The 21,576-nt window shown below is 68.3% G+C and carries 17 protein-coding genes; 8 read left to right on the top strand and 9 right to left on the bottom strand.

The window, feature by feature from the left end; all coding sequences use genetic code 11:
• The first annotated feature begins 23 nt into the window (after nt 1–23).
• From asnB to D0C15_RS06905, 7 genes are all read left to right on the top strand, one after another.
• Entirely contained in the window at nt 24–2,009 is a 1,986-nt protein-coding gene (asnB, locus tag D0C15_RS06935; protein WP_116041814.1) for an asparagine synthase (glutamine-hydrolyzing), read from the top strand.
• A complete protein-coding gene (locus D0C15_RS06930; RefSeq protein WP_116041813.1) occupies nt 2,006–4,237 on the top strand; it encodes a bi-domain-containing oxidoreductase in 2,232 nt (743 codons plus the stop codon). Before asnB ends, D0C15_RS06930 begins: the two co-directional genes overlap by 4 nt.
• Entirely contained in the window at nt 4,237–6,249 is a 2,013-nt protein-coding gene (locus D0C15_RS06925) for an alginate lyase family protein (RefSeq protein ID WP_116041812.1), read from the top strand. The genes D0C15_RS06930 and D0C15_RS06925 overlap by 1 nt, the downstream gene beginning before the upstream one ends.
• A 28-nt stretch (nt 6,250–6,277) precedes the next feature.
• A complete protein-coding gene (locus tag D0C15_RS06920; RefSeq protein ID WP_116041811.1) occupies nt 6,278–7,792 on the top strand; it encodes a right-handed parallel beta-helix repeat-containing protein in 1,515 nt (504 codons plus the stop codon).
• A 1-nt stretch (nt 7,793) separates the two neighbouring features.
• Nucleotides 7,794–9,026 (top strand): O-antigen ligase family protein, encoded by a 1,233-nt coding sequence (locus tag D0C15_RS06915; protein ID WP_116041810.1) that lies wholly within the window; start codon nt 7,794–7,796, stop codon nt 9,024–9,026.
• A gap of 11 nt (nt 9,027–9,037) precedes the next feature.
• Nucleotides 9,038–10,273 (top strand): glycosyltransferase, encoded by a 1,236-nt coding sequence (locus D0C15_RS06910; protein ID WP_116041855.1) that lies wholly within the window; start codon nt 9,038–9,040, stop codon nt 10,271–10,273.
• Nucleotides 10,274–10,404: 131 nt separating this feature from the next.
• Complete coding sequence (locus tag D0C15_RS06905; protein WP_162829928.1) at nt 10,405–11,391, top strand: nucleotidyltransferase family protein; 987 nt, start codon at nt 10,405–10,407, stop codon at nt 11,389–11,391.
• Nucleotides 11,392–11,822: 431 nt separating this feature from the next.
• On the opposite strand, the gene D0C15_RS06900 is transcribed toward D0C15_RS06905, so the two are convergent.
• Both D0C15_RS06900 and D0C15_RS06895 read right to left on the bottom strand, forming a co-directional pair.
• Complete coding sequence (locus D0C15_RS06900) at nt 11,823–12,278, bottom strand: lasso peptide biosynthesis B2 protein (protein WP_245975609.1); 456 nt, start codon at nt 12,276–12,278, stop codon at nt 11,823–11,825.
• A complete protein-coding gene (locus tag D0C15_RS06895; RefSeq protein WP_116041808.1) occupies nt 12,259–12,510 on the bottom strand; it encodes a PqqD family protein in 252 nt (83 codons plus the stop codon). The genes D0C15_RS06900 and D0C15_RS06895 overlap by 20 nt, the downstream gene beginning before the upstream one ends.
• A gap of 126 nt (nt 12,511–12,636) precedes the next feature.
• Here D0C15_RS06895 and D0C15_RS06890 point away from each other — a divergent pair, with 126 nt between their 5' ends.
• On the top strand, nt 12,637–13,326 hold the full coding sequence (locus D0C15_RS06890; protein ID WP_245975608.1) for a phosphatase PAP2 family protein: 690 nt from the start codon (nt 12,637–12,639) through the stop codon (nt 13,324–13,326).
• On the opposite strand, the gene D0C15_RS06885 is transcribed toward D0C15_RS06890, so the two are convergent.
• From D0C15_RS06885 to D0C15_RS06855, 7 genes are all read right to left on the bottom strand, one after another.
• A complete protein-coding gene (locus D0C15_RS06885; RefSeq protein WP_116041807.1) occupies nt 13,301–14,794 on the bottom strand; it encodes a right-handed parallel beta-helix repeat-containing protein in 1,494 nt (497 codons plus the stop codon). The two genes, D0C15_RS06890 and D0C15_RS06885, sit on opposite strands and share 26 nt — an antisense overlap.
• 63 nt (nt 14,795–14,857) lie before the next feature.
• The gene (locus tag D0C15_RS06880) at nt 14,858–16,183 is read right to left on the bottom strand and encodes a glutamate-1-semialdehyde 2,1-aminomutase (protein ID WP_116041806.1); all 1,326 of its coding nucleotides are present in this window, start codon (nt 16,181–16,183) and stop codon (nt 14,858–14,860) included.
• Nucleotides 16,180–16,749: a dTDP-4-dehydrorhamnose 3,5-epimerase family protein gene (locus tag D0C15_RS06875; RefSeq protein ID WP_116041805.1), complete on the bottom strand. Its 570-nt coding sequence runs from the start codon at nt 16,747–16,749 to the stop codon at nt 16,180–16,182. Before D0C15_RS06875 ends, D0C15_RS06880 begins: the two co-directional genes overlap by 4 nt.
• Nucleotides 16,746–17,975: a polysaccharide pyruvyl transferase family protein gene (locus D0C15_RS06870; protein WP_116041804.1), complete on the bottom strand. Its 1,230-nt coding sequence runs from the start codon at nt 17,973–17,975 to the stop codon at nt 16,746–16,748. The genes D0C15_RS06875 and D0C15_RS06870 overlap by 4 nt, the downstream gene beginning before the upstream one ends.
• Nucleotides 17,972–18,928 (bottom strand): glycosyltransferase family 2 protein, encoded by a 957-nt coding sequence (locus D0C15_RS06865; protein WP_116041803.1) that lies wholly within the window; start codon nt 18,926–18,928, stop codon nt 17,972–17,974. The genes D0C15_RS06870 and D0C15_RS06865 overlap by 4 nt, the downstream gene beginning before the upstream one ends.
• Complete coding sequence (locus tag D0C15_RS06860; RefSeq protein ID WP_425455364.1) at nt 18,925–20,304, bottom strand: MATE family efflux transporter; 1,380 nt, start codon at nt 20,302–20,304, stop codon at nt 18,925–18,927. Before D0C15_RS06860 ends, D0C15_RS06865 begins: the two co-directional genes overlap by 4 nt.
• Nucleotides 20,301–21,566 carry a DUF4910 domain-containing protein gene (locus D0C15_RS06855; RefSeq protein WP_245975607.1) on the bottom strand — a complete coding sequence of 422 codons (1,266 nt, stop codon included), beginning with the start codon at nt 21,564–21,566 and terminating at the stop codon, nt 20,301–20,303. Before D0C15_RS06855 ends, D0C15_RS06860 begins: the two co-directional genes overlap by 4 nt.
• Nucleotides 21,567–21,576 lie beyond the last annotated feature (10 nt).

Genomic DNA, 21,576 nt, shown 5'->3' with positions numbered 1-21,576 from the left:
ACAGTCAGGAGGGCGGGACAGCAATGTGCGGCATCGCAGGCACCTACTTGTGGCCGGACGGGGGCGCGCTCACCGACCGGCTCACCAAGATCCTCGCGCACCGTGGCCCGGACGGCACCGGTCGCTACTCCCATCGTGCGGGCAACGGTGAGGTCAACCTCGGCCACCGGCGACTGTCGATCATCGACCTGTCGGCGGCAGGCGCACAGCCGATGGTCGCCGACGGTCTGGCGCTGACCTACAACGGCGAGCTCTACAACGCGCCGGAGCTGCGCGCCGAACTCGAGGGCGCGGGTGTGCGCTTCCGCGGCAGGTCCGACACCGAGGTCCTGCTGGCCGCGTGGCGGCGCTGGGGCACCGACTGCCTGCCCCGTCTGCGCGGCATGTTCGCGTTCGCCGTATTCGACGAACGCACCGGGGAACTGGTGCTGGCGCGCGATCAGCTCGGTATCAAACCCCTGTTCCTGCTCCGGCGTGGCGGCGGGCTCGTCTTCTCCTCGGAACTCAAGGCACTGGCCGGTGAGCTGGGCGGCTCGATGCGGCTGGACGAGACGGCGATGGTGGCCTCCCTGCTCTACTACTGGGTTCCGGACAGTCGCTGCTCCTTCCGGGAGGCGGAGAAGCTTCCGCCGGGGACCTGGTTGCGCCTGCGCCCGGACGGACGGACCGAGCAGCGGCAGTACTTCTCGCTGCGCGACGTCGCGAACGAGGGTGCGGCGGCCGCGCGGGACCCGGCGGCACAGCCGGACCTGGCGGCGATCGTCGCCGAATCGACGCGACGGCACCTGCTCTCCGACGTGCCGGTCGCGACCTTCCTGTCCGGTGGCCTGGACTCCAGCTACCTGACCGCCCTCGCCGCACAGCACCAGCCCGGTATCTCCGCCTACACGATCGGATTCCGGGCGGAGGACGCCAAGTTCGAGGCGATGCCCGACGACCTGCGCCACGCACGGCAGGTGGCCGCCCGGTTCGGTATCGACCTGCACGAGATCGAGATCGCGCCGCAGGTGCTGGATCTGCTGCCCCGGATGACGTACCACCTGGACGAACCGATCGGCGATCCCGCCGCGATCAACACATTCCTCATCTGCACGGCGGCGCGGGAGGCCGGCGTCAAGGTGCTGCTGTCCGGGATGGGGGCCGACGAGCTGTTCGCGGGGTATCGCAAGCATCTGGCGAACCTGCTCGGCGTGCGCTACCAGCGCCTGCCCGGCCTGGTGCGGCGCCCGGTGGCCGCGATGGTCGACCGGCTACCGGTCGCGACCGCCCGCAGGGGCTACCGATCTGTTCGATTCGCCAAGCGTTTCCTCTCCTTCGCCGAACTGCCCGAGGAGACGGCGTTTCGGCGTAGCTACACGATGTACGACCGGCCGGAGCTGCTCGAACTGCTGAATCCCGATCTGGCCGGAGCCGTCGACGATGTGCTGACCGAGCATGCCGACACCTACCACGACAACACACTTACCGATGCCGTGAACCGGATGTGCCTGGCCGACAGCCGGATGTTCCTGCCCGGGCTGAACCTCGCCTATACCGATCGGGCGAGTATGGCCGCCTCGACCGAGGTGCGGGTGCCGTTCGTCGATGTCGATGTCGTCAGGGCCGCGTTCGCGATTCCGGGCAACCGCAAGATCGTGGGCCGCAAGGGAAAGGTCGCGCTGAAACAGGCGGCGTCCGGGGTTCTGCCCGACGAGATCGTGCACCGGCCGAAGGGTCTCTTCAGCGCTCCGCTACGGGCCTGGATGAGCCGCGACCTCGCACCACTCGTGCGGGAGGTCATCCACGACGGGGCACTGGTGAACTCCGGCTTTCTGCGCCGCGAGGCGCTGGAGAAGCTGGTCGCCGAGGACGCCGCGGGCATGCAGGACAGGTCGAAACATCTCTGGCACATCCTGACCCTGGAGTACTGGTACCGCGGTGCCATGGCCGCCGGCGCGGGCGAATCCCCGAGTGTAGTGCACGCTTTCCCGGGAAAGCGCGAGACAGGGAACTACGAGGAGCAGCAGTGAAGCAGGTCGTGCAGAACTACAAGAGTGGCGAGCTGACCCTCGTCGACGTCCCTGAACCCGCGTGCAAACCAGGCGGGGTGCTGGTGCGCACCGACTTCTCGCTGATCTCCACCGGGACCGAGATGATGAAGGTCTCCGAGGCGAGCATGTCCATGCTCGGCAAGGCGCGAGCCCGGCCGGATCAGGTCGCCAAGGTCATGCAGAGCGTGGCGGGCAACGGCCTTGCTGCCACCTATCGCAAGGTGAACAACAAGCTGGATTCCTACACCCCGCTCGGCTACTCGTTATGCGGCGTGGTGGAGCAGGCAGGTCCTGGCGCGGACGTCGCGGTGGGCGAGATGGTGGCCTGCGCGGGCAACGAGCACGCATTGCACGCCGAGCTCAACTGGGTACCCCGCAACCTGTACTCCCGCGTGCCCGACGGGGTCGACCCGCGCCACGCCGCGTTCGGCACGGTCGGCGCGATCGCGATGCAGGGTGTCCGGCGCGGTGAGCCGCAGCTCGGCGAACTGGCGCTGGTCATCGGCCTCGGGCTGATCGGTCAGTTGGTGGTGCAGCTGCTGTCCGCGGCGGGTGTGCGTGTGGTGGGTGTGGATCCCGACCCGGACCGTTGCGCACTGGCCGAGCGGCTCGGAGCGCTGGTCTGCGCCGCCCCCGGTTCGGCGGTGGTGGACGCCGCCGTCGGCGAACTGTCCGGCGGCCACGGCGTCGATCAGGTGTACCTGGCCGCGGGTGGCAACACCAACGAGCCGGTCGAACTGGCCGCGCGGTTGAGCCGGGACCGGGGCCGGGTGGTGGACATCGGCAAGTGCACCCTCAACCTTCCATGGAACGCGTACTACGAAAAGGAACTGGACGTCCGCTTCTCCCGCTCCTACGGCCCCGGCCGCTATGACGCGGAGTACGAACTGGACGGCCGGGATTACCCGATCGGTTACGTCCGCTGGACCGAGCGGCGCAACCTCGAATGCTTCCTCGACCTCGTCGCCACCGGACGGGTCGAGATCGAGCCGCTGATCTCGCATGTGGCGGACTTCGCCGACGCCGTCGAGACCTACCGGCAGCTCAACGACGGCGAACTGAAGGCCGTCGCCGTGCTGTTCGACTACCCGAGTGGAGTCGCGTCGGCGGAACCGGCGAGCGCCGCACCCACCCGGCTGCCGGTCCTCGGGTACGGCAACGGACTGCCCGCAGCACGGCCGAAGAGCTCGCCGGTGCGGGTCGCGTTCGTCGGAGCGGGCAATTACGCCTCTTCGATGCTGCTGCCACATCTGGCCGAGCGCGAGGATGTCGAGTTGAGCCAGGTCGTGACGACATCTGCCCTGTCCGCGGCCAACGCCCAGCGCAAGTTCGGCTTCACCACGGCTTCAACCGATGTCGACGCCGTACTCGATGATCCCGCCGTGGACGCCGTCTTTGTCGTGACGAGGCACAGTTCGCATGCGGAGCTGACGCGACGCGCGCTGCTGGCGGGCAAGGCCGTATTCGTCGAGAAGCCACTCGCGCTGACCGCGTCCGAAATGGACGGTGTGCTGGCCGCGATCGAGGAGTCCGGAAACGACCGGCTGCAGGTCGGTTTCAACCGCCGCTTCGCGCCACTGCTGGGTAAGGCGAAGGGGCGCTTCGGCAGGCGAATCGGTCCCGCGACGGTCCGCTACCTGGTCAACGCGGGACGGCTGGAGCAGGGCAGCTGGTACGGCAGACAGGACACCGAGGGGTCCCGGTTCGCTGGCGAGGGCGGCCACTTCATCGATACCGTCAGCTGGCTGCTCGACGAGGACCCGGTTTCGGTGTTCGCCTTGGCCACGGCCACCCACGAGGACCTGCAAGTCATGCTGCACTACCCCGACGGGTCCACCGCGACGATCACCTACACCACCAGAGGTTCCGCCAGTTTCCCCAAGGAGACCCTGGATGTCATCGCCGACGGCAAGGTGCTGCGGTTCGACGACTTCCAGCGTGCCTCGTTCTTCGTCCGGAAGCGCTCGAGCGCGCCGAAACTGCCGCGGGGAAGGGACAAGGGACAGCGCGCGGAACTCGACGCGTTCGTGGACGCGGTGCGAACCGGGGCGCCGATGCCCGTCCCGGTGGCGTCACTGGTCAGGACCACACTCGCCACACTCGCGGTGCGAACGAGTCTGGCCACCGGCGTGCCCGTACGCCTCGACACCCCGACCGGCACCACGCGCACCGCGACCGCACTCGTGAGCAGCGGGACACCGAGATGATGTCGCCCGGCTGGTACCTGCGGCGGCTGTCCCGGATGGGCCCCAGTGAGGTCGCAGGCCGCGCGGTCGACGTCCTGCGCAGGCGCCGGTGGCGGCGCACGATGGACGCACCGGCGTTGGCGGGTCAGCCCTGGCGGGAGAACCGGGAGTTCAACGCCGTCCTGGAACCGGGGGTGATCGCCGGGGTCGCTCCCGAATCGGCCGCCCGCCTGCTCGCCACGGCGGAGGAGCTGATGGACGGGCGGGCCGAGTACTTCGGTGTGGTCAGGGACGATCTGCTCGCCCCGGACTGGTCGTTCGACCCGCGCACCGGCAGGCGGGCGCCCACCGACGCCTGCACCTTCGACATCCCGTACCGGGACGAGGAGGCGGTTGGCGACATCAAGCAGATCTGGGAACCATCACGCCATCAGCACCTCACAGTCCTCGCCGCGGCTTACGCCCACACCGGGGACGCCCGGTTCGCCGAGCGGGTGGCCGACCATCTCAAATCGTGGTGGGCGGCGAACCCGCCGCTGCGCGGGGTGCACTGGGTCAGTGGGATCGAGCTGGGAATCCGGTTGCTCTCCTGGGTCTGGGTGCGCAGGCTGCTCGACGGCTGGTCCGGCGCCCCGGGCCTGTTCGAGGAGAATCCTGAGGCCCTGCACCAGATCCGGCAGCACCAGCGCTGGCTCGCCGACTTCCCCAGCCGGGGTTCCTCGGCCAACAATCATGTGATCGCGGAGGCCGCGGGACAGCTCGCTGCCGCCTGTGCCTTCGACTGGTACCCGGAATCGGCGCGGTGGCGTACAACCGCACTGCGGCTGCTGGACGCGCAGCTAAGGCACAACACGTTCGAGTCCGGGCTCAACCGGGAGCTCGCGACCGAGTACCACGGACTTGTGCTCGAACTGGGAATCGCGGCTGCCGTGGAGGCGAAGGCGGCGGGCGTCGAGGTTCCGGAGTCCACCTGGTCAGTGCTGCTACGGATGACCGATGCGCTCGCCGCCGTCCTCGACGCGCGGCTGAAGCCGCCACGACAGGGCGACGCCGACGACGGCCACGGCCTGGTCCTGGACGGTAAGGGCACCGAACGCTGGGCGTCTCTGGTGGCCACCGGCGGGGTCCTTTTCGGACCATTGCGCTGGTGGCCCGCGGCGCAGGGCTCCGACGTGCGCACGACGCTACTGGCCGGGCTCACCCACGCACTACCCGCGGACCTGGGAGCGAACCGGCCCGCCCGCAGGCCCGACCATTTCTCCGACGCCGGACTGACGATCCTGCGCACACCCAGCACCGATCCGCTCGGCGAGATCTGGTGCCGCTGCGATGGCGGCCCGCACGGGTTCCTTTCGATCGCCGCACACGCACACGCCGACGCGCTGTCGGTCGAGGTGCGCCACGACGGCGTGGACATCCTCGCCGATCCCGGAACGTACTGCTATCACGGTGAACCCAAGTGGCGGTCGTACTTTCGCTCCACCGTCGGCCACAACACCCTGGAGCTCGCAGGGCGGGATCAGTCCACATCGGGCGGTCCCTTCCTGTGGACGCGGCACGCCCGCAGCCGTGTGCTGACGGCGGAAACGGTGCCTCCGGCGCATACGGTGCGGGGCTCGGAGCAGTGGCTCGCCCGCTGGCGCGCACAGCACAACGGGTACTCGCGCAGGCGTCACCCCACGATCCACCGCCGCACAGTCGAGTTCGATCACGCCGAGCGTGAGTTGCGCATCCTCGACGAGGTCAGGGCAGGCGGGCGAGAGTGCAGGCTCGCGTTCCACCTCGGTCCACGGGTCGAGATGGAGTTGTCGGCGAATGTCGCACAGCTGAACTGGGGCGGCGGGGAGGGCGCCGTGCTGGAACTGCCGAGGACGCTTTCGTGGTCGGCACACCGAGGCGAGACGAACCCGCCGCTCGGTTGGTACTCGCCCGGCTTCGGCCGTAAGGAGCCCACCTTCACCCTGCTCGGCACCGGCCGGATCAGCCGGGCGGAGGCCTGCCCCCTGACCACCGTACTGCGCTTCCAGCAGTAGCCGTCCGCTCCGAGAAGAGACGATCGCCATGCGCATCGGCCAACCGAGACCAGCCCGAGGGCTGGTGGCGTTCGGCGTCCTGTCCCTGCTGCTGACAACGGCCTGCTCGGCCACCGAGCAGACGCCCGATCCCCCCGCACCGGCCGAAAAATCCGCCGCTTGCTCGGCGCAGCGGGCGTCGCCGGCGCAAGCACCGGAGGGCGCGGTGCGAGTGGATCCCGCCATACCTGGCGATCTCGTCGCCAAGACGAAGGCGAATCCCGAAGGCACGACCTTCTGGCTCGCCGCGGGCAGCCACTTCCTCGGCGAAGGCCGCTTCTCGCAGGTCCTGCCCAAGCGGGGCAACACCTACATCGGTGCGCCCGGCGCCGTCCTCGACGGCAGGAAGGTCAACCAGTACGCCTTCTCCGGTGAGGCCGCCGACGTCACGATCCGCCACCTCACGGTCCAGGGCTTCGTCGCGCCGCACAACGAGGGCGTGGTCAACCACGACTCGGCCGACGGCTGGACGATCGAACACAACACGATCCAGCACAACAGCGGCGCCGGGCTGATGGCGGGCGCCCGTCAGCGAGTCCTCGCCAACTGCCTGCGGGAGAACGGCCAGTACGGCATGAACGCCTACAAGGCGGGCAACACCATCACGGATCTGGTGGTGCGGGGCAACGAGATCGTCGGGAACAACACGGAGGACTGGGAGCGGCGGATAGAGGGTTGTGGCTGCACGGGCGGAATCAAGTTCTGGGCGGTGAACGGCGCCGACGTGGTCGGCAACTGGGTGCACGACAATCGCGGAGCCGGCCTGTGGGCCGACACGAACAACAATGACTTCCTGATCACCGGCAACCTCATCGAGGACAACGACAGCACCGCGATCTTCTACGAGACCAGCTACAACGCGGTGATCCGGGACAACACACTGCGCCGCAACAACTGGGTGGAGGGCCGGGCGTTCGCCGAGCGGGGGGACAGTTTCCCCGCAGCGACGATCTACCTGTCCGAGTCGGGCGGCGAACCCCGGATACCGGCCCGCACCGACCGGATCGAGATAACCGGCAACCTGCTCGAGGACAACTGGTCCGGCATCACCCTCTGGGAGAACGCCGACCGATTCTGCAACAGCCCGGCCAACACCTCCAGTGGCAGCTGCACCCTGCTCGTCGACGATCCGGCGAAATGCTCCACGCCAGGAATCGACACGCGACCGCTGTACGACGACTGCAGGTGGAAAACCCAGCGCGTGCAGATCCACGGCAACCATTTCGCCGTCGACCCGGCCGTCGTGGGCTGCACCTCCAGTTGCGGCCGGATGGCTTTGCTGGCGAACTTCGGCACCTACCCGGACTGGTCGCCCTATGTGGAGGAGACGGTCCAGCAGGCGATCACGTTCGAGCAGGACAACGTATGGCACGACAACACCTATGCCGGGCCGTGGACGTTCATGCCCAACGACACCAGTGAGGTGCTCGAACCGGAGCAGTGGCAGACACCGCCCTACCGGCAGGACCAGGGCAGCACGTTCACCACGGTCGGGGGTGGCTGAGATGGCCGGTAACGAGATCGGCACAAAGCGGGGTATGCGCACCGGCGCGCCCCAGGACGAACTGAAGGGCACACCCCGGCAGGTCGGGCTGATCTGGGCGCTGCTGGTGCTGAACACCCTCGGTTCCACCGGCGCCGTGACGGTGGTGGAGATCCCGCGCCTGGTCATCCAGGTGCTCACCATGGGCGCGCTGGTGCTCGCGTTCGCTCTGGCCGTGTTGCTCAACCCACGGCTGCGGGTGCGGCCGAGCGCCTACCTGCTCCTGCTCACCCTGCTGCTACTGGTGAGCGTGCTCGCCAGCGTGAGCCTCGAGTCCGGCTTCGGCGCACTGTTCCGCTGCGCCCGCTTCGCCTTGTTCATCGCCACACTGTGGCTGCTCACGCGGTGGTGGGACGGCTCGCTCACCTTCGTACGCCAGCACATCCGGGTGCTCGGCGTGGTGCTGCTCTCGGTTGGACTCGGCGCACTCATCTCCCCTGGACTGGCCTTTCCGGACAGTTATGGCGGACGGCTCGTCGGCGCGCTGTGGCCGCTGACGGCTCCGCAGGTGGGGCAGTACGCCGCCGTCACCGCAGGCCTCACGCTGTTGCTGTGGCTCGGCAGGCGCGCCGATGGCCGCAGCACGGCACTGATCGCGATTCCGGCCGTAGGCATGCTCCTGCTCAGCCACACCCGCACCGCCACCGTCGGTCTTCTCGCGGCCCTGCTGGCCGGTGGTCTCTCCCTCGCACTGACCAGCAGCCGCGCCCGCCGAGTGTTCGCCCTCGCCGTCGCGGCCACCGGTATGCTCGCGGTGGCCGCCGGTCCCGCCCTGCAGGCCTGGTTCCAGCGCGGCCAGACCGAGGAGAACTTCACGAACCTCACCGGCAGGGCGAAGGTCTGGGACGCCCTGCTCGCCGCGCCCAGGACGACGAACGAGTATCTGTTCGGGGTCGGCCTGACGGACAAGTCGTTCGACGGACTGCCGATCGACAGCAGTTGGCTCGCGGTCTACCACGAGCAGGGCTACGCGGGGATCGCGATCCTGGTGACCCTTCTCGTGACCCTCGTCGTCGTCGCGGCGCTGCGCCCGCCCTCGGTCTCCAGGTCCTGCGCGATCTTTCTGATCGTCTACTGCCTCGCCACTTCCTACACCGAGGCCGGGCTCGGCGACGCCTCGCCGTACCTGCTGCACCTCGCCGTCGCCTGCGCCCTGCTGGCACGACCTCTGCCGAAGGAACCGGTGCTGAAATGAGTGATCGGCCGCTGCGCATCCTGGTGGTGCACAACAGATACCGCTCGGAACAGCCGAGTGGTGAGAACAATGTCGTCGACCAGGAGACCGCGTTGCTGGCCGAGGCCGGGCAACACGTCGAGTCGTTCGAGCGGCGCAGTGACGACATCGCCGCCATGTCCCTGTTTCGAAAGGCGACGGTGCCCCTGCGCGTCCCGTGGAACCCCGCGGTGCGCGCCGAACTCACCTCGGTGCTGCGGGAACGACGGCCCGACGTCGTGCACATTCACAACACGTTCCCGCTGTTGTCGCCATCGGTGCTTGCGGCCTGCTCCGACGCGGGCGTGCCCGCCGTCGCCACGCTGCACAACTACACGATGGTCTGTGCGCCGGGAACGCTGTACCGCGACGGCAGGGTGTGCACCGACTGCGTCGGCGGCTCGCCACTGCCATCGGTCCGCAACGGCTGCTATCGGGGTTCTCGTCCCGCCACCGTCCCGCTGGCGATCGGCATGGCGCTCAACCGCAGACGCTGGTGGTCCGATGTGGCCCGGTTCTTCTGTATTTCCGAAGCCCAGCGCCGGATCCTCGTTCAGGCGGGGATGCCTGCTCACCGGCTGACGGTGAAGCACAACTTCGTCCCCGATCCGGGCCCGGTGTCCGCGGGCCCCGGGGAGCACGTGCTCTATCTCGGCAGGCTCACCGAGGAGAAGGGCCTGCGGTTGCTGATGAGCGCCTGGGACGCGTTGTGCACCCGGGCCGCGCCTCGGGTACCGCTCGTGCTGGCAGGTACCGGTCCGCTGCGGGACGAGGTGCGGCGATGGGCCGAAGGTCGCGACGACGTCCGGTATCTGGGCCTGCGGGACCAGGCCCAGTGCCGCGATCTGACGGCTCGGGCAGTGGCGATCGTGGCACCGTCCATGTGGCTGGAGACCTTCGGCCTCGTTGTCGTGGAGGCGATGGCGGCCGGTGTTCCGGCCATCGCGGCCGAACACGGGTCGTTCGCGGAACTGGTGGCGGACGGCCGGACCGGGATGTTGCACCAGCCAGGGGATGCCGAGGCCCTGGCCGGCTGCCTGCACCGGGTGCTCGCCGATCCAGCGGCCGCACGTGAGCTGGGCGCCGCGGCCAGACGGCGGTACGAGGCGGGGTTCACCCCGGCCGTCGGGCTGCGCAGGCTGATCGCGGGCTACGAGGCCGCGATCGGCGAGTTCGCGGCGAGCACCGGGAGAGAGGCGGACGGCCGTGGCACGCAGACTGTGTGGTGAGGACAACTACCCCGCCGCGCTCCTCGCGGTGGCCGGGTACCCGCTCCCACACGTCGTTCGGCCGTTCCCGGCGCGGCCACTGGACGAATGCGCCTGGGCCGGGCTGCTGGAGTCCGCCCGAACCCCATCGCGTGCTCGGCCAGTTGCGGGCCGCTGCCGGTGCGGGGGCGCTGCCGGTCAACGCGGAGCAGGCCGAGCAGGCGCGCAACGCACACCGTTGCGTCCTATTGCGGGTGCTGTCCCTGGAAGCCGAACTGATCGGCGTCGTTGATCTGCTGACCTCGGCCGGTATCGAGTACAAGGTGCTCAAAGGCAGTTCCTTCGCGCATCTGGACTACCCGCAACCGGCCCTGCGGTCGTTCATCGACCTCGACGTCCTCGTTCGCGCCGGCGACTTCGACCATGCGGTCGCCGTGCTGACCGAAGCGGGTTTCGCCCGCACCCTCGCGCAACCCCGGCCTGGCTTCGATCGGCGGTTCGACAAGGGGACCACGCTGCGCAACGCGAAGGGGTACGAGCTGGATCTACACCGGACATTCGTACTCGGCCCCTGGGGTGTACTCGTCGACCTGGACGAGTTGTGGCAGGCGGGTGAGACGTTCGAGCTCGGCGGCCGGGATTTGACCGCACTGTCGCGTCCGCACCGGTTCCTGCACGCGTGTTACCACGCGGCGCTGGGCGACTGGCCGCTGCGGCTGGGTTCACTTCGCGACGTCACGCAACTGCTGCCCCGCACCGACACCGAAGCAACCGCCCTGATCCGGACGGCGGAACGCTGGGGCGTCGCGGCGGTGGTCGCCGCCGCTGTCGCCGATGCCGTCCGGCTGCTCGGCGTCGCTTCCAGCGATGTGGGCTCCGCCCGCACGGTCATCGACTGGGCGCGGGCGTACGTACCGAACCGGCAGGAGGAGGGCAGGCTGGCCCTGCACACCCACGCGCAGAAGACCTTCGCCGCGCAAGCACTCGCGACGGTGCCCGCACTCCCGACCCTGCGCGCCAAAGCGGCCTACCTACGGGCCCTGGCCCTGCCAGACAGGGAGTACACCATGGGCAGGCACACCTCGGCGCTGTCCCGCTTCCGCTTCGCACTCCGCGAAGCCCGAAAAGGCCGAAACTGACTTCGCAGTCCCCGTGCCCGACTTTGCAGTTCCGGGGCCCGAGTTTGCAGTTCCCGGGCCCGACTTCGCATTTCCGGGGCCCGAGTTGGCAGTTCAGGCGCTCCGGACCGTCCTGTCCGAGGCCAGCCAGGCCTGCTGCAGCAACGCCATCGACGGCGCGTGCGGGAAGCCGGAGAGCCAGTTCTCTCGTAGCGCCCGGGTACCGCAGAATCGTCCGGCTGTCCTGCCGTACGAGCACATAGAAGACACTGCCGTCGCCGCGGTCCACGGTGGCCAGCAGCTCGCCATCGGGACGCTGCGCGGGCACGGCGGTGTCCTCGCCGCATCGCAACACGAAATCCGGGGAGGACCACGGCGGTGCCGGGGACAGCGGAAGCTCGGAAGCTCGGTGTCACTGGTGATGGCGAGACCGTACCCGCGATAGTGGAAGCTCACCGCCCTGCCGATCCGAGCGCCGCGTACGCCGAGGCGGCGGGGTCGAGGGTCGCACCGTCGATCTCCAGCCAGGAGTGAGCCGAGAACCGTCCTGCGGCATCGCGGCGCACGCCGATACGCAGCACCGGCTCCAGCCGGTGCAGCCGGTGCCCGATCAGCAGGCAACGGCGCAGGCAGGTGTCGCCCGCGGGCCAGTGGGACACGACCAGACAGGCCGCACGCACGGCTGGACGTGTCCGTCGTGGCAGGACGGCCCTGCGTCCGGCAGCGGGTTCGGCGCTCGCCAGATCACAACCGACCCGCAGCCTCCGGCACGTCGTCGGCAGGTCACCGGTACGCAGGCTGATCTCGATCACCAGCATCGCGGGGATGGCACGGAGCAACTCGAGCGCGAGCCGGACACGCCCGCGCAGGGACAAGCGTGGCGCCCGGTCAGCGCAGGAGTTCGGCATCGCGGAGCCGATCGAGAAAGAGCTCGATGTCTCGCCGGGCCGTCTCCGGTTCGACCTCGTACTCCCCGGAGATGGTCTCGACGATCTCGTCCAGCGTGACGTCCTCGGCGAGCAGTTCGAAAACCCTCGTGCCCACTCCGGTGATGGTGAAGTAGCGCGACGTCGTCAGGTTCAGCACGATCGTCTCGCCACCGATCGTGCGTGCGGAGATGTCGGCGGATCGCAGGTGCATGGTCCCGTGTCCTCTTCTCCCGCTGCTTGCAGATGAATTCGCCCGCAGTGCCCGCGTTACGCCGAACAGCCGCCTACACCGAAACGAAACCGGGGCGCGTACCGATTCGGAAGAGGTGAACGTCTCGTGATCAGCCTCGCCGTCGGCCGCGGGTGCGCGCCGCCCGCCCTTCTCCCTCCCCTGCGCGTACCGCTCGTCGCGCTGACCGCACTTGCCGCGCTGCTGCTGGTTTCGCTGGGGTCGTACTACTCAGGAGACAGCACCCCCGGCGGTCTGGATCGGTCCCTCATGGCGGCCGCCGGTGATCCAGCCGAGCCAGCTCTGGCGCTGGCGGTGTTCGTCGACTTCGGCGGCGAGCCGGTCGGCGCGGCGATCCTCGTGACCGTCCTTGCCGCCCTCTGCCTCACGCTGCACCGCTTTCGGCTCGCCGTGCTCGCGCTGGCGGGTCCCGCGCTGACAGTGCTCACGACCACGCTGCTCAAACCCGTGTTCGGCCGCACGATCAACGGTGAGCACCTGTCGTACCCGAGCGGGCACACCGCGATGGCCACCGCGCTGGCGGTCGTCTTCCTGCTCCTCGTAGTCCAGGTGTTCGGGATCCCCCTGGCTCCCGCGATCGCGCTGATGTTCGCGGGAACGGTGGTGGCGGGCGCGGAGATGGCGTGGTCGCAGGTCGCGCTGGGCGTCCATTACCCCACCGACACCATCGGTGGTTACTGCACAGCACTGGCGGTCACCACGCTGACGGCGCTGGTGCTCGACAGGGTGCTCGATCGGTACCGGCAACGGCTCAACAGGCCGGTGCCGCACCACTGAACGAACTGCACGTGTCCTGCTCGTAGGGCGCCGCCCGCCACTGCTCGACGGTCAGCGCTCTCGACGTGTCGTGGGCGAGGAACCGCCACGGCCCCGAATAGGAGTTTCCGTGCCAGCGGTTGTCCTGGCCGAACGTGATCGCCTCCGCCACCCCATGCCCTTGGTAGGGAGACCAGTCGGGATAGGTGCCGTAGTTGGACAACACCGCCATGCGTCCGCACAGTTCACCGGCACAGCCGACGTTGGCGGGGTCGAACCGGAAGGTGTTGTCCTGGATGTCCACCCTCCGGGTCTTCCACCGGCAGTCGTCGTACAAGGGGGCGGAAGTGATATCCGGCCTTGTGCATTCCTCCTTGGCGCCCACCAGTTTCGTGCAGTAGCCGGATGAGGTATTGGCCGGACTGTTGCAAAAACGGTCCGCGTTCTCCCACAGGGTGATGCCTGCCCAGTTGTCCTCGAAGACGTTGCCGTGAATCTCGATCCGATCGGTGCGGGCGGGCACCCGGGGCTCTCCGCCCGCCTCCGACAGGTAGACGGTCGCGACCGGGAAGTTGTCGCCGCGCTCGGCGAACCTCTTGCCCTGCACGAGAGTGTTGCGGCGGAAAGTGTTGTCCCGCAGTACGAGGTTGTAGCTGATCTCGTAGAAGACCGCCTCGGCCTCGTTGTCCTCGAACAGATTGCCTTCCACCAGAAAGTCGTTGTTGTTGGTGTCGGCCCACAGCCCGGCACCGTGATTGTGGTGGACCCAGTTGTTTCTGATGTCGGCACCGTCGACGGCCCAGAACTTCATGGCGCCACTGCAGCCGCAGCCGGGCACCTTCGTCTCCCAGTCGTCGGTGTTGTTGCCGACGATCTCGTTGGCCTCGACGACGATCCCGGAGATCCGGTCTCCCGCCTGGTAAGCATTGATGCCGTACTGGCCGTTCTCGCGCAGGCAGTTGTGCCGCATCACCTGACCTGCGCCGGCCATCAGGGCCGCGCCACGGTTGTGCTGGATCGTGCTGTTCTCGATCACCCAGCCGTCACCGGAGTCGTGGTTGACCACGCCCTGGTCCTGTGGTGCGACGAACCCCTGGATCGTGAGGCCGTCGATGACCACGTTCTCGGCGCGTTGGGTGAAGGCGAAGCGATTGAGCCCTCGGCCGTCCAGCACCGCGCCGGGAGCCCCGAGATAGACGTTGCCCTCCTTGGGAATGACCTGGCCGAACTCGTCCTCGCCCAGGGTGTGCTTCCCGGGAGCGAGCCAGAACGCGGTCCCCGGGGGACTGGCCGAAGTCCTGGCTTGGAGGTCGTTGTCCACCTCGGGCCGGACGGTCACGGCACCTTCCGGCGGGGCTACGTGGTTGGTGGGCTGGTTGTCACAGGCCGCGGTCGGGCCGGGCCCGTCCGCGGTGCTCGCCCACACCGGGAGCACCGTTGTGTGCGCGACGCAGAGGGCGAGCAGGAAGGCGACACATCGTCTGGCCATTCTGGACAATTTACGCAGTGGTCCCGCTTCTCGACGTCACCCGAAAGCGTTGAAAAGCAGCTGTCACGCGAAGCGGCGGAAAACCGGCCGGACCGGCCTGCCTCCGGTCAATGCCAACGGATCCCCCGCATCCAGTGCTTTACGGTAGACCGCACACGCCTGCCCGACGACGTCCACCGTCCGGTCGATGTCCTCCTCGGTCAGCGCGCTGCTGACGACGAAGGACGGGCCGAGTACGCCGCCCGCGATGAGCTGACGCAGGAAGAGCGTCCGGTACTCCTGTGACGGCCGGAGATCGCCGTCCAGGGTGTCGAAGACCAGGTTGCTCGCGCGACCGCGGACGAGGACGTGTCCGCCGACTCCCATCGCGTCTGCGACCTCTCTGACGCCTTTGGCCAGCCGCTCGCCGAGGGCGTGCAGACGCGCGGTGACGTCTTCCTCCACATAGGTCCGCATCACGGCCATGGCAGCGGCCAGCGAATGGGTCTCCGCACCGTGGGTCGTGGAAAGCAGGAACACCCGCTCACGGGAGTCCCGCAGACCGCCCTGCTCCAGCAGATCCCGCCGGCCTGCCAGGGCCGAGACCGCGAATCCGTTACCGAGTGCCTTTCCGAACGCCGACAGATCAGGCACTACCCCGTACAGCCCCTGGGCGCCCGCCGGGGACCAGCGAAAGCCGGTGATCATCTCGTCGAAGATCAGCATGCAGCCGAAGCGGTCGGCGAGCTGCCGCAGGCCGGCCAGGTAACCAGGGGGTGGCTCCTGCTGGCCAGCGGCCTCCAGCATCAGGCACGCCACCTGTCCGTCGTGCTCGCGCAGCAAGGCCTCTGTGGCGGCCAGATCGCCGTAGGGGAACGTGCGAGTCAGCTGTGTGATCGGCTCGGGAACACCCGCGGACATCGCGGTGGTACCGATGAACCAGTCGTCGGTGGAGAAGAACGGTTGATCGCCGCAGATCGCCACCAGCGGGCGGCCGGTCACGGCTCGGGCGAGCCGGACGGCGGCGGTGGTGACGTCCGAGCCGTTCTTGGCGAACTTCACCATCTCCGCGGTCGGCACCGTCGCCAGAAACCGTTCCGCTGCCTCGAGTTCCAGAATGCTCGGCCGGACGAAGTTCGCCCCACGGCCGAGTTCGCGGCGCACGGCTTCGAGCACTTTCGGATGGGCGTGGCCGAGGCTGACCGAACGCAAACCCGAGCCGTACTCGATATAGGAATTGCCGTCGACGTCCCATACGTACGCGCCGTGGCCGTGGGAGATGACCGGTGCCATACCCTCCGGGTACTGGTCATCCCCCTTGGCATAGGTGTGTGCGCCGCCCGGGATCAGAGCGTGCAGGCGGGCGTTCGCCTCCGCCGAGCGGGGCAGCGGTGGGCTCGGCGTGGTCATGACGGCGCCTCGGCGCGGTCGTGTAGCCGGTCCAGCACCTCGGCGAGCGAGGGCGCCTGCCTGTCCCGCTCCGACATCATCGCCACGGGCAGTGGCCACGGAATGGCGAGCTCGGGATCGGCCCACGAGATCGTGACGTCCTCGGCCGGATCGTGTGCCCTGTCGATCCGGTACGACACATCGGCGGGGTCGGTCAGCGCCTGGAATCCGTGCGCACAGCCCGCGGGGACGTAGAGCGTGATCTGGGTCCGCCCGGACAGTTCGAAGTACTCCTTGTTGCGGTAGGTCGGCGAGCCCGGCCGCAGATCGACCACGGCGTCGAACACCTCACCCGCCGAACAACGCACCAGTTTCGCCTCACCCGTGCCCGTCCGCAGGTGCATACCGCGCAGCACGCCGAGGGCCGACCGGGACAACGAGTCCTGCACGAAACCGTCCGGGTCGATCCCGGCCGATCGCAGCACGTCTCGGTCCAGGGTGCGGGAGAAGAAACCCCGTTCGTCGACGTGTGGCGTGGGCTCGAAGAGACAGGCACCGGCGATCGCCGGAACCCTGGTGAGCTTCATCGCGGCTCCTCGATCTCGGCGGCCTCGGCTACGGGAAAGAGCACATCGGACAGTTTCCGGAACTGCCGCTCGAGTTCACTGGAGTACTCCGTGCCGAGCTCCAGCATCGCGCACCGCAGCTGCTCTCCCTGCTTCGCCAGCACACCGACCTGTTTCATCAGCAGTTCGACGTCGACCGCTCGTGCGGACTGACAGAACTCGCCAAGGCCCATGTCGATCAGGATCTGGTCACTCTTCGCCGAGTAGCTGACCGAGATCGTCGGCTTTCCGAGTTTCACGGCGCAGACCACGTTGTGGTAGCGGGTACCGACCACGATGTCCACCAATGTCATCTGCCGCATCAGTTCCGCGAGCGAGTCCACCGGTTCCGCGACCACCCGGGAACGGTCCGTTTCAGACCTGCCGCGTCGCACGTCGGCCAGGATCTCCGCCACGACGACCTCGTCGACCCGGTCGCCGGTGAACAGCCTGACCCCGTGGCCCGCGTCCAGTAATCGGTGCACGAATCGCGTCATCGCGCCGACGTAGGCCGAGTGGATCTCCCCGGCGCTCTCCCGTTCGTCGTTGCCGCCGTGGAAGTCCATCACGCCGACACCGATCGTTCCGCTCCTGGAGGGCGCAGCATCGGGGGTGTCGAGCGCGTACACCAGATCGGGGTAGACCACGTCCCGCGACGTGTCCACACCCATCTCACGCATCGACTGCCGGGACAGTTCGTCGCGGAACGAACGGTAGTGGGCCAGGCGCGCGGACGAGGTGGACAACCACCGGGTGAGCCGCTGGGAGATGACGTTGGCCCCGACGTTGACGAGAGCGACCTTGGTACCGACGAGCTTGCCGGATGCGCACAACAGGAACAGGGCGTAGGGGAACCCCCACGGCCGCAACGGCAGGGTCGTTTCCAGCACGCCCATGCCCGGCACGATCACGACGTCGTGCTGCCGCGTCCAGCGCAGTGTGCGCACCAGATCGAACACCTTGCCGAGGACCTTCAGACCCGCGTGCGAGACTCCGCCGGCCTTCGGAGCCCGTGAGTCGTACCAGTGCAGCGGAGTCGACGCGATCCCGAACCGGCGGGTCACCTCCCCTGGCTCCGGGCAGAGGCAGTCGAGAACCGCGTCCGGGTACTCCCGGCGCAGATAGGTGAGCACCGCCTCGAGCGAACCGTCGTTGCCGAGGTTGCCCGAACCGAACAGGCCGAACAGGCCGATGCGCCGGCCGTTCACGGAGTTCGCCCGTGCCTGCCGGGGACGACAGCGTCGACGGTGCCCGACAGCGTGTCGAGCTCGACCGGGGGAACCGGCTCGGGCACCGCGTTCTTCTCGCGCCAGGGCACGGCCCGGCTCAGCAACCACTGCGCCAGGTACAGGTAGCACTCCCGGCGCTGCGCCGAGGTGAGCGGCGCGCGCCGGATCATGCGGGCGAATCCGAACACGTACTCGCCGAGCAGCCGGACGGTGGGATGCCGGACCGGATCAGCACGGCGCGGATCGAGGTTCGCGCACCGGCTGCGTTTGGTCGGGTTCGCGCGCTCGGCACGGGTGGGGTGATCGCGGCGGAAGTACAGCAGTTCTGGGACCTGCTGGAACCGGCCGTGCAGCGCGATCTCGGCGACGATCGTCCGGTCGGCGTGGTGGTAGCTGTCGAGTGGGGCGACGCGGCGCAGTATGTTCGCGCGGATCACTCCGTAGAAATCGTCTCCGCCCGGTGCGAACAGCAGGCCGCGGAACCGTTCCGGCGCGTGGGGCGAGTCCGTTGCCATGCTGTAGTCGAACGGCTCGATGACCGCGCCGGTGCTGTCGATGACGGCGTTCCAGGAATGGGCGAGCACCACCTGCGGATCCGCGTCGAGTATCTCGACACAGCGCCGCAGCAGTTCCCGGCCGTAGAGATCATCGTGGGAGGCCCATTTGAAGTACTCCCCCCTCGCCTCGGTGAAGACGAGATTGTGATTCGGTGACGCCCCGATGTTTTTGGGCAGTCGGATGTAGCGGATCCGGGAGTCCTGGTCCGCGTATCGCCGGCAGATGTTCTCGGTCTCGTCGAAGGACGCGTTGTCGGAGATGATCAGCTCGAAATCCTGGAAGCTCTGGCCGAGCAAGGCATCGAGCGCCTCGGACAGATACTCCGCTCCGTTGTAGACGGGGAGTCCGATACTCAGTCTCGGGACGTCGGTCATGGTGTCCTCATCTCGTCGCGGCCGGCCTGCGCCGTACGTTCGTCGGTTCTTTCGAACCGGTCGGTTGTGGCGGTCTCGTGCTCGCGGTGCGCGATCCTGAGCTGGCACCACCAGATCGCGGCGCCGCACCAGATGGCGGTCGCGGAGCCCCAGCTCGCGCCGAGAGCGCCCGCCACACTCGCCCCGGCGAGTCCGCCCGCGAGGTAGCCCGAAGACGCGATCAGCTGGGAGCGCAGGCTGCGCCGTGCGGCGCCCAGTGCGCGCAGTCCGGAGGCCGCCCCCGCGACGAGTCCCGCACCGGTGACGGACAGTGTGACCGGCAGGATCAGTGTGGAAGCGGGCTCCCAGACCGAGTCCAGCACGAACTCGCCTGCCGAGTCCGGAATCAGCAACAGGGTGCAGCCCCACACGAGTGCGGCAGCGGCCTGGCTGCCACCGAGGAGGAGGCAGAACCTCGGCAACCTGTGTGGTGCCCGCCGCAGTATTCGCGCGGCCTCTGGGACCGCGACCAGACTGAGGCCCATCAGCACCGCGAGGAACGGTCCCAGCAACAGTTCCGCGCCACGGATCGCCCCGACCTCGCTGAGGCCCGCGATCGCGCCGAGCCCGTACATCCGTAGCTGGGAGGCACCACTGTTGCTGACGTTCTCCATGAGGTAGCGCGGACCGAGGTCTCGCTGCTGCCGCAGCCACGCACCGGCCGCCGCCATCGAAGGGATCACACCGGTCTGGAAGTAGCCGAACCCGGCGGCGACACCACCGGAGATGCCCCAGGCCACCACGAACCAGAAGACACTCCCGTGCTGGGCGGCGATCACCAGTGCGGGAATCAGCGCCGCGCCCCACACCAGGTCATTGACGAAGGCCTTGCGCCCCTGTCCCGCCGCGAAGAAGGCGAACCGCCAGCTGTCCTGCAACAGCAGCATGGGGAACACCAGACCGAGCGCGACGAACGCAGCGCCGATCCCGCCGCCGATGAGCAGCCCCAGGACCACACTCACCGCACCGGACACGAGACCGATGAGCGACGCCGTCCCGGAGGACCTGGCCACTCCGGCGCGCCAGGAGGCAGCGGAGACGCCGCTGAAGCGGACGACGAGTGGGTCGGTCGTGAGACCACGGGAGATGTTGAGCACCAGGCCGTAGGTCACCCAGGCGAGCGTGAAGATACCGAACTCTGTGACACCGAGGGTGCGCGCCACGTAGATGCCGACGGCGAAGTTGGTCATACTGGACACGGCCTGATCCGCGAGGCCCCAGCTGATCCGACCCGCGACCGCCCGCTTAGCGCCCGGCGGCGCGACGACGCGATGCCGCCCGGTCCGTTTTGTTCGCGGGCCGGAGTTGCCGGTCTCCGGCTGATGCCCCTCGCTCATGTCCCTTCCGCACCTTTGAGCAGCCCGGCTTCGTGTAGTGCGTCCGCCGCAGCGGCCACGGCATCGAACGGCATCGCGGCGCGTTCGGCGATATCGAGCAGGCTGTGCTCGCCGTCGGAGAGGTTGAGTACCCAGAGCATCGCCAGCTGAGCCTGTTTCGCATCGCTACGCCCGCCCAGGGAGTCGTACAGTCCCCGCCTGCCCAGTTGCGGTTCCCCGTACGGGCTCAAGTTCACATACGTCCGATTACGGTCCAATATGGAGAACGCTTCGCTACAGGTCGCCAGCGTGTCCGCCATGGCTTCGGCCGAGACGAAGTCCGGGTTGTCGGCCGAAGTGTGGTACTCCGGATAGCCGGCGTGTGGGGTGCGGGTCAGGGAACCGACGCCGAGGTCGAACCCAGGCGAGCAGAACTGCCGCTCGTCGTAGCCGTACGGCGAGAACTCCACGATCTCGTGCGGACGACCGCTTGAGTGCAGCAGATGGCGCAGCACGCGGTCGATCTCCGCGTCCCCGCGCCTGCTCTGCTTGTAGGTAAGCGCGCCACGATCGCCAGCGCAGGCCAGCACCAGTCCGTGCCGGATCCTCGCCACGTGCTCGAAGTTGCGCGCCAGCCAGGTGATGGATCCGATGGTTCCGGGGATGAACAGGAATCGGTATGTGTAGTACGGGGATTGGTAGGACAGACCCGTGGCCAGCGCCGTCGCGACCGCGATGCCGGCGAGGTTGTCGTTGGCCAGCGAGGGGTGGCATACATGGCAGGAAACGATGACCTCGTCGGCGACCTGTCCTGGCACGACGTACTCGCCGTAGGTCAGCAGCCCTTCGGCCAGTGTGGAGTCGATGTGGACGTCGTAGTCCCCTTCCGGCATGGCGTCCAACGTGTTCTGCGCGAGGCAGAATCCCCAGTCCGGCGCGTAGTAACTCGTCCGGTAGGGGATCCACGAGGGATGTTCCGGCAGGGTGTGCAGGTGCGGCCGGAGCTGCTGCAGCGTCATGGTCGCCGAGACCGGCACGCTGTAGCTGACGACGTGCAGACTGGACTCGGCGAAATCCACCACCCGGTTTCCCGCGCCGTCGGCGATGTAGGCGTCCCGGATGTTCCATTCCCGCGGCACGGTCCAGTCCAGGACGGGGGTCCCGGTCGGCACCTCGTGTACCCGCAGTGGAATCTGTTCGGACACGATGTCCAACGTCCGGCGAACCCCGTCGCCGGTGATACTCCGGCAGAGTGGGTACAACCGGCGCACCAGATCGTGCATCCGTCCGCCG

Origin of the sequence: Amycolatopsis palatopharyngis, from assembly GCF_003385185.1 — a bacterium.
In the GTDB taxonomy this organism is placed as follows: Bacteria; Actinomycetota; Actinomycetes; order Mycobacteriales; family Pseudonocardiaceae; genus Amycolatopsis; species Amycolatopsis palatopharyngis.
The sequence above is the reverse complement of the archived record's forward strand: the minus strand, read 5'-3'. Positions and strand labels throughout refer to the sequence as shown.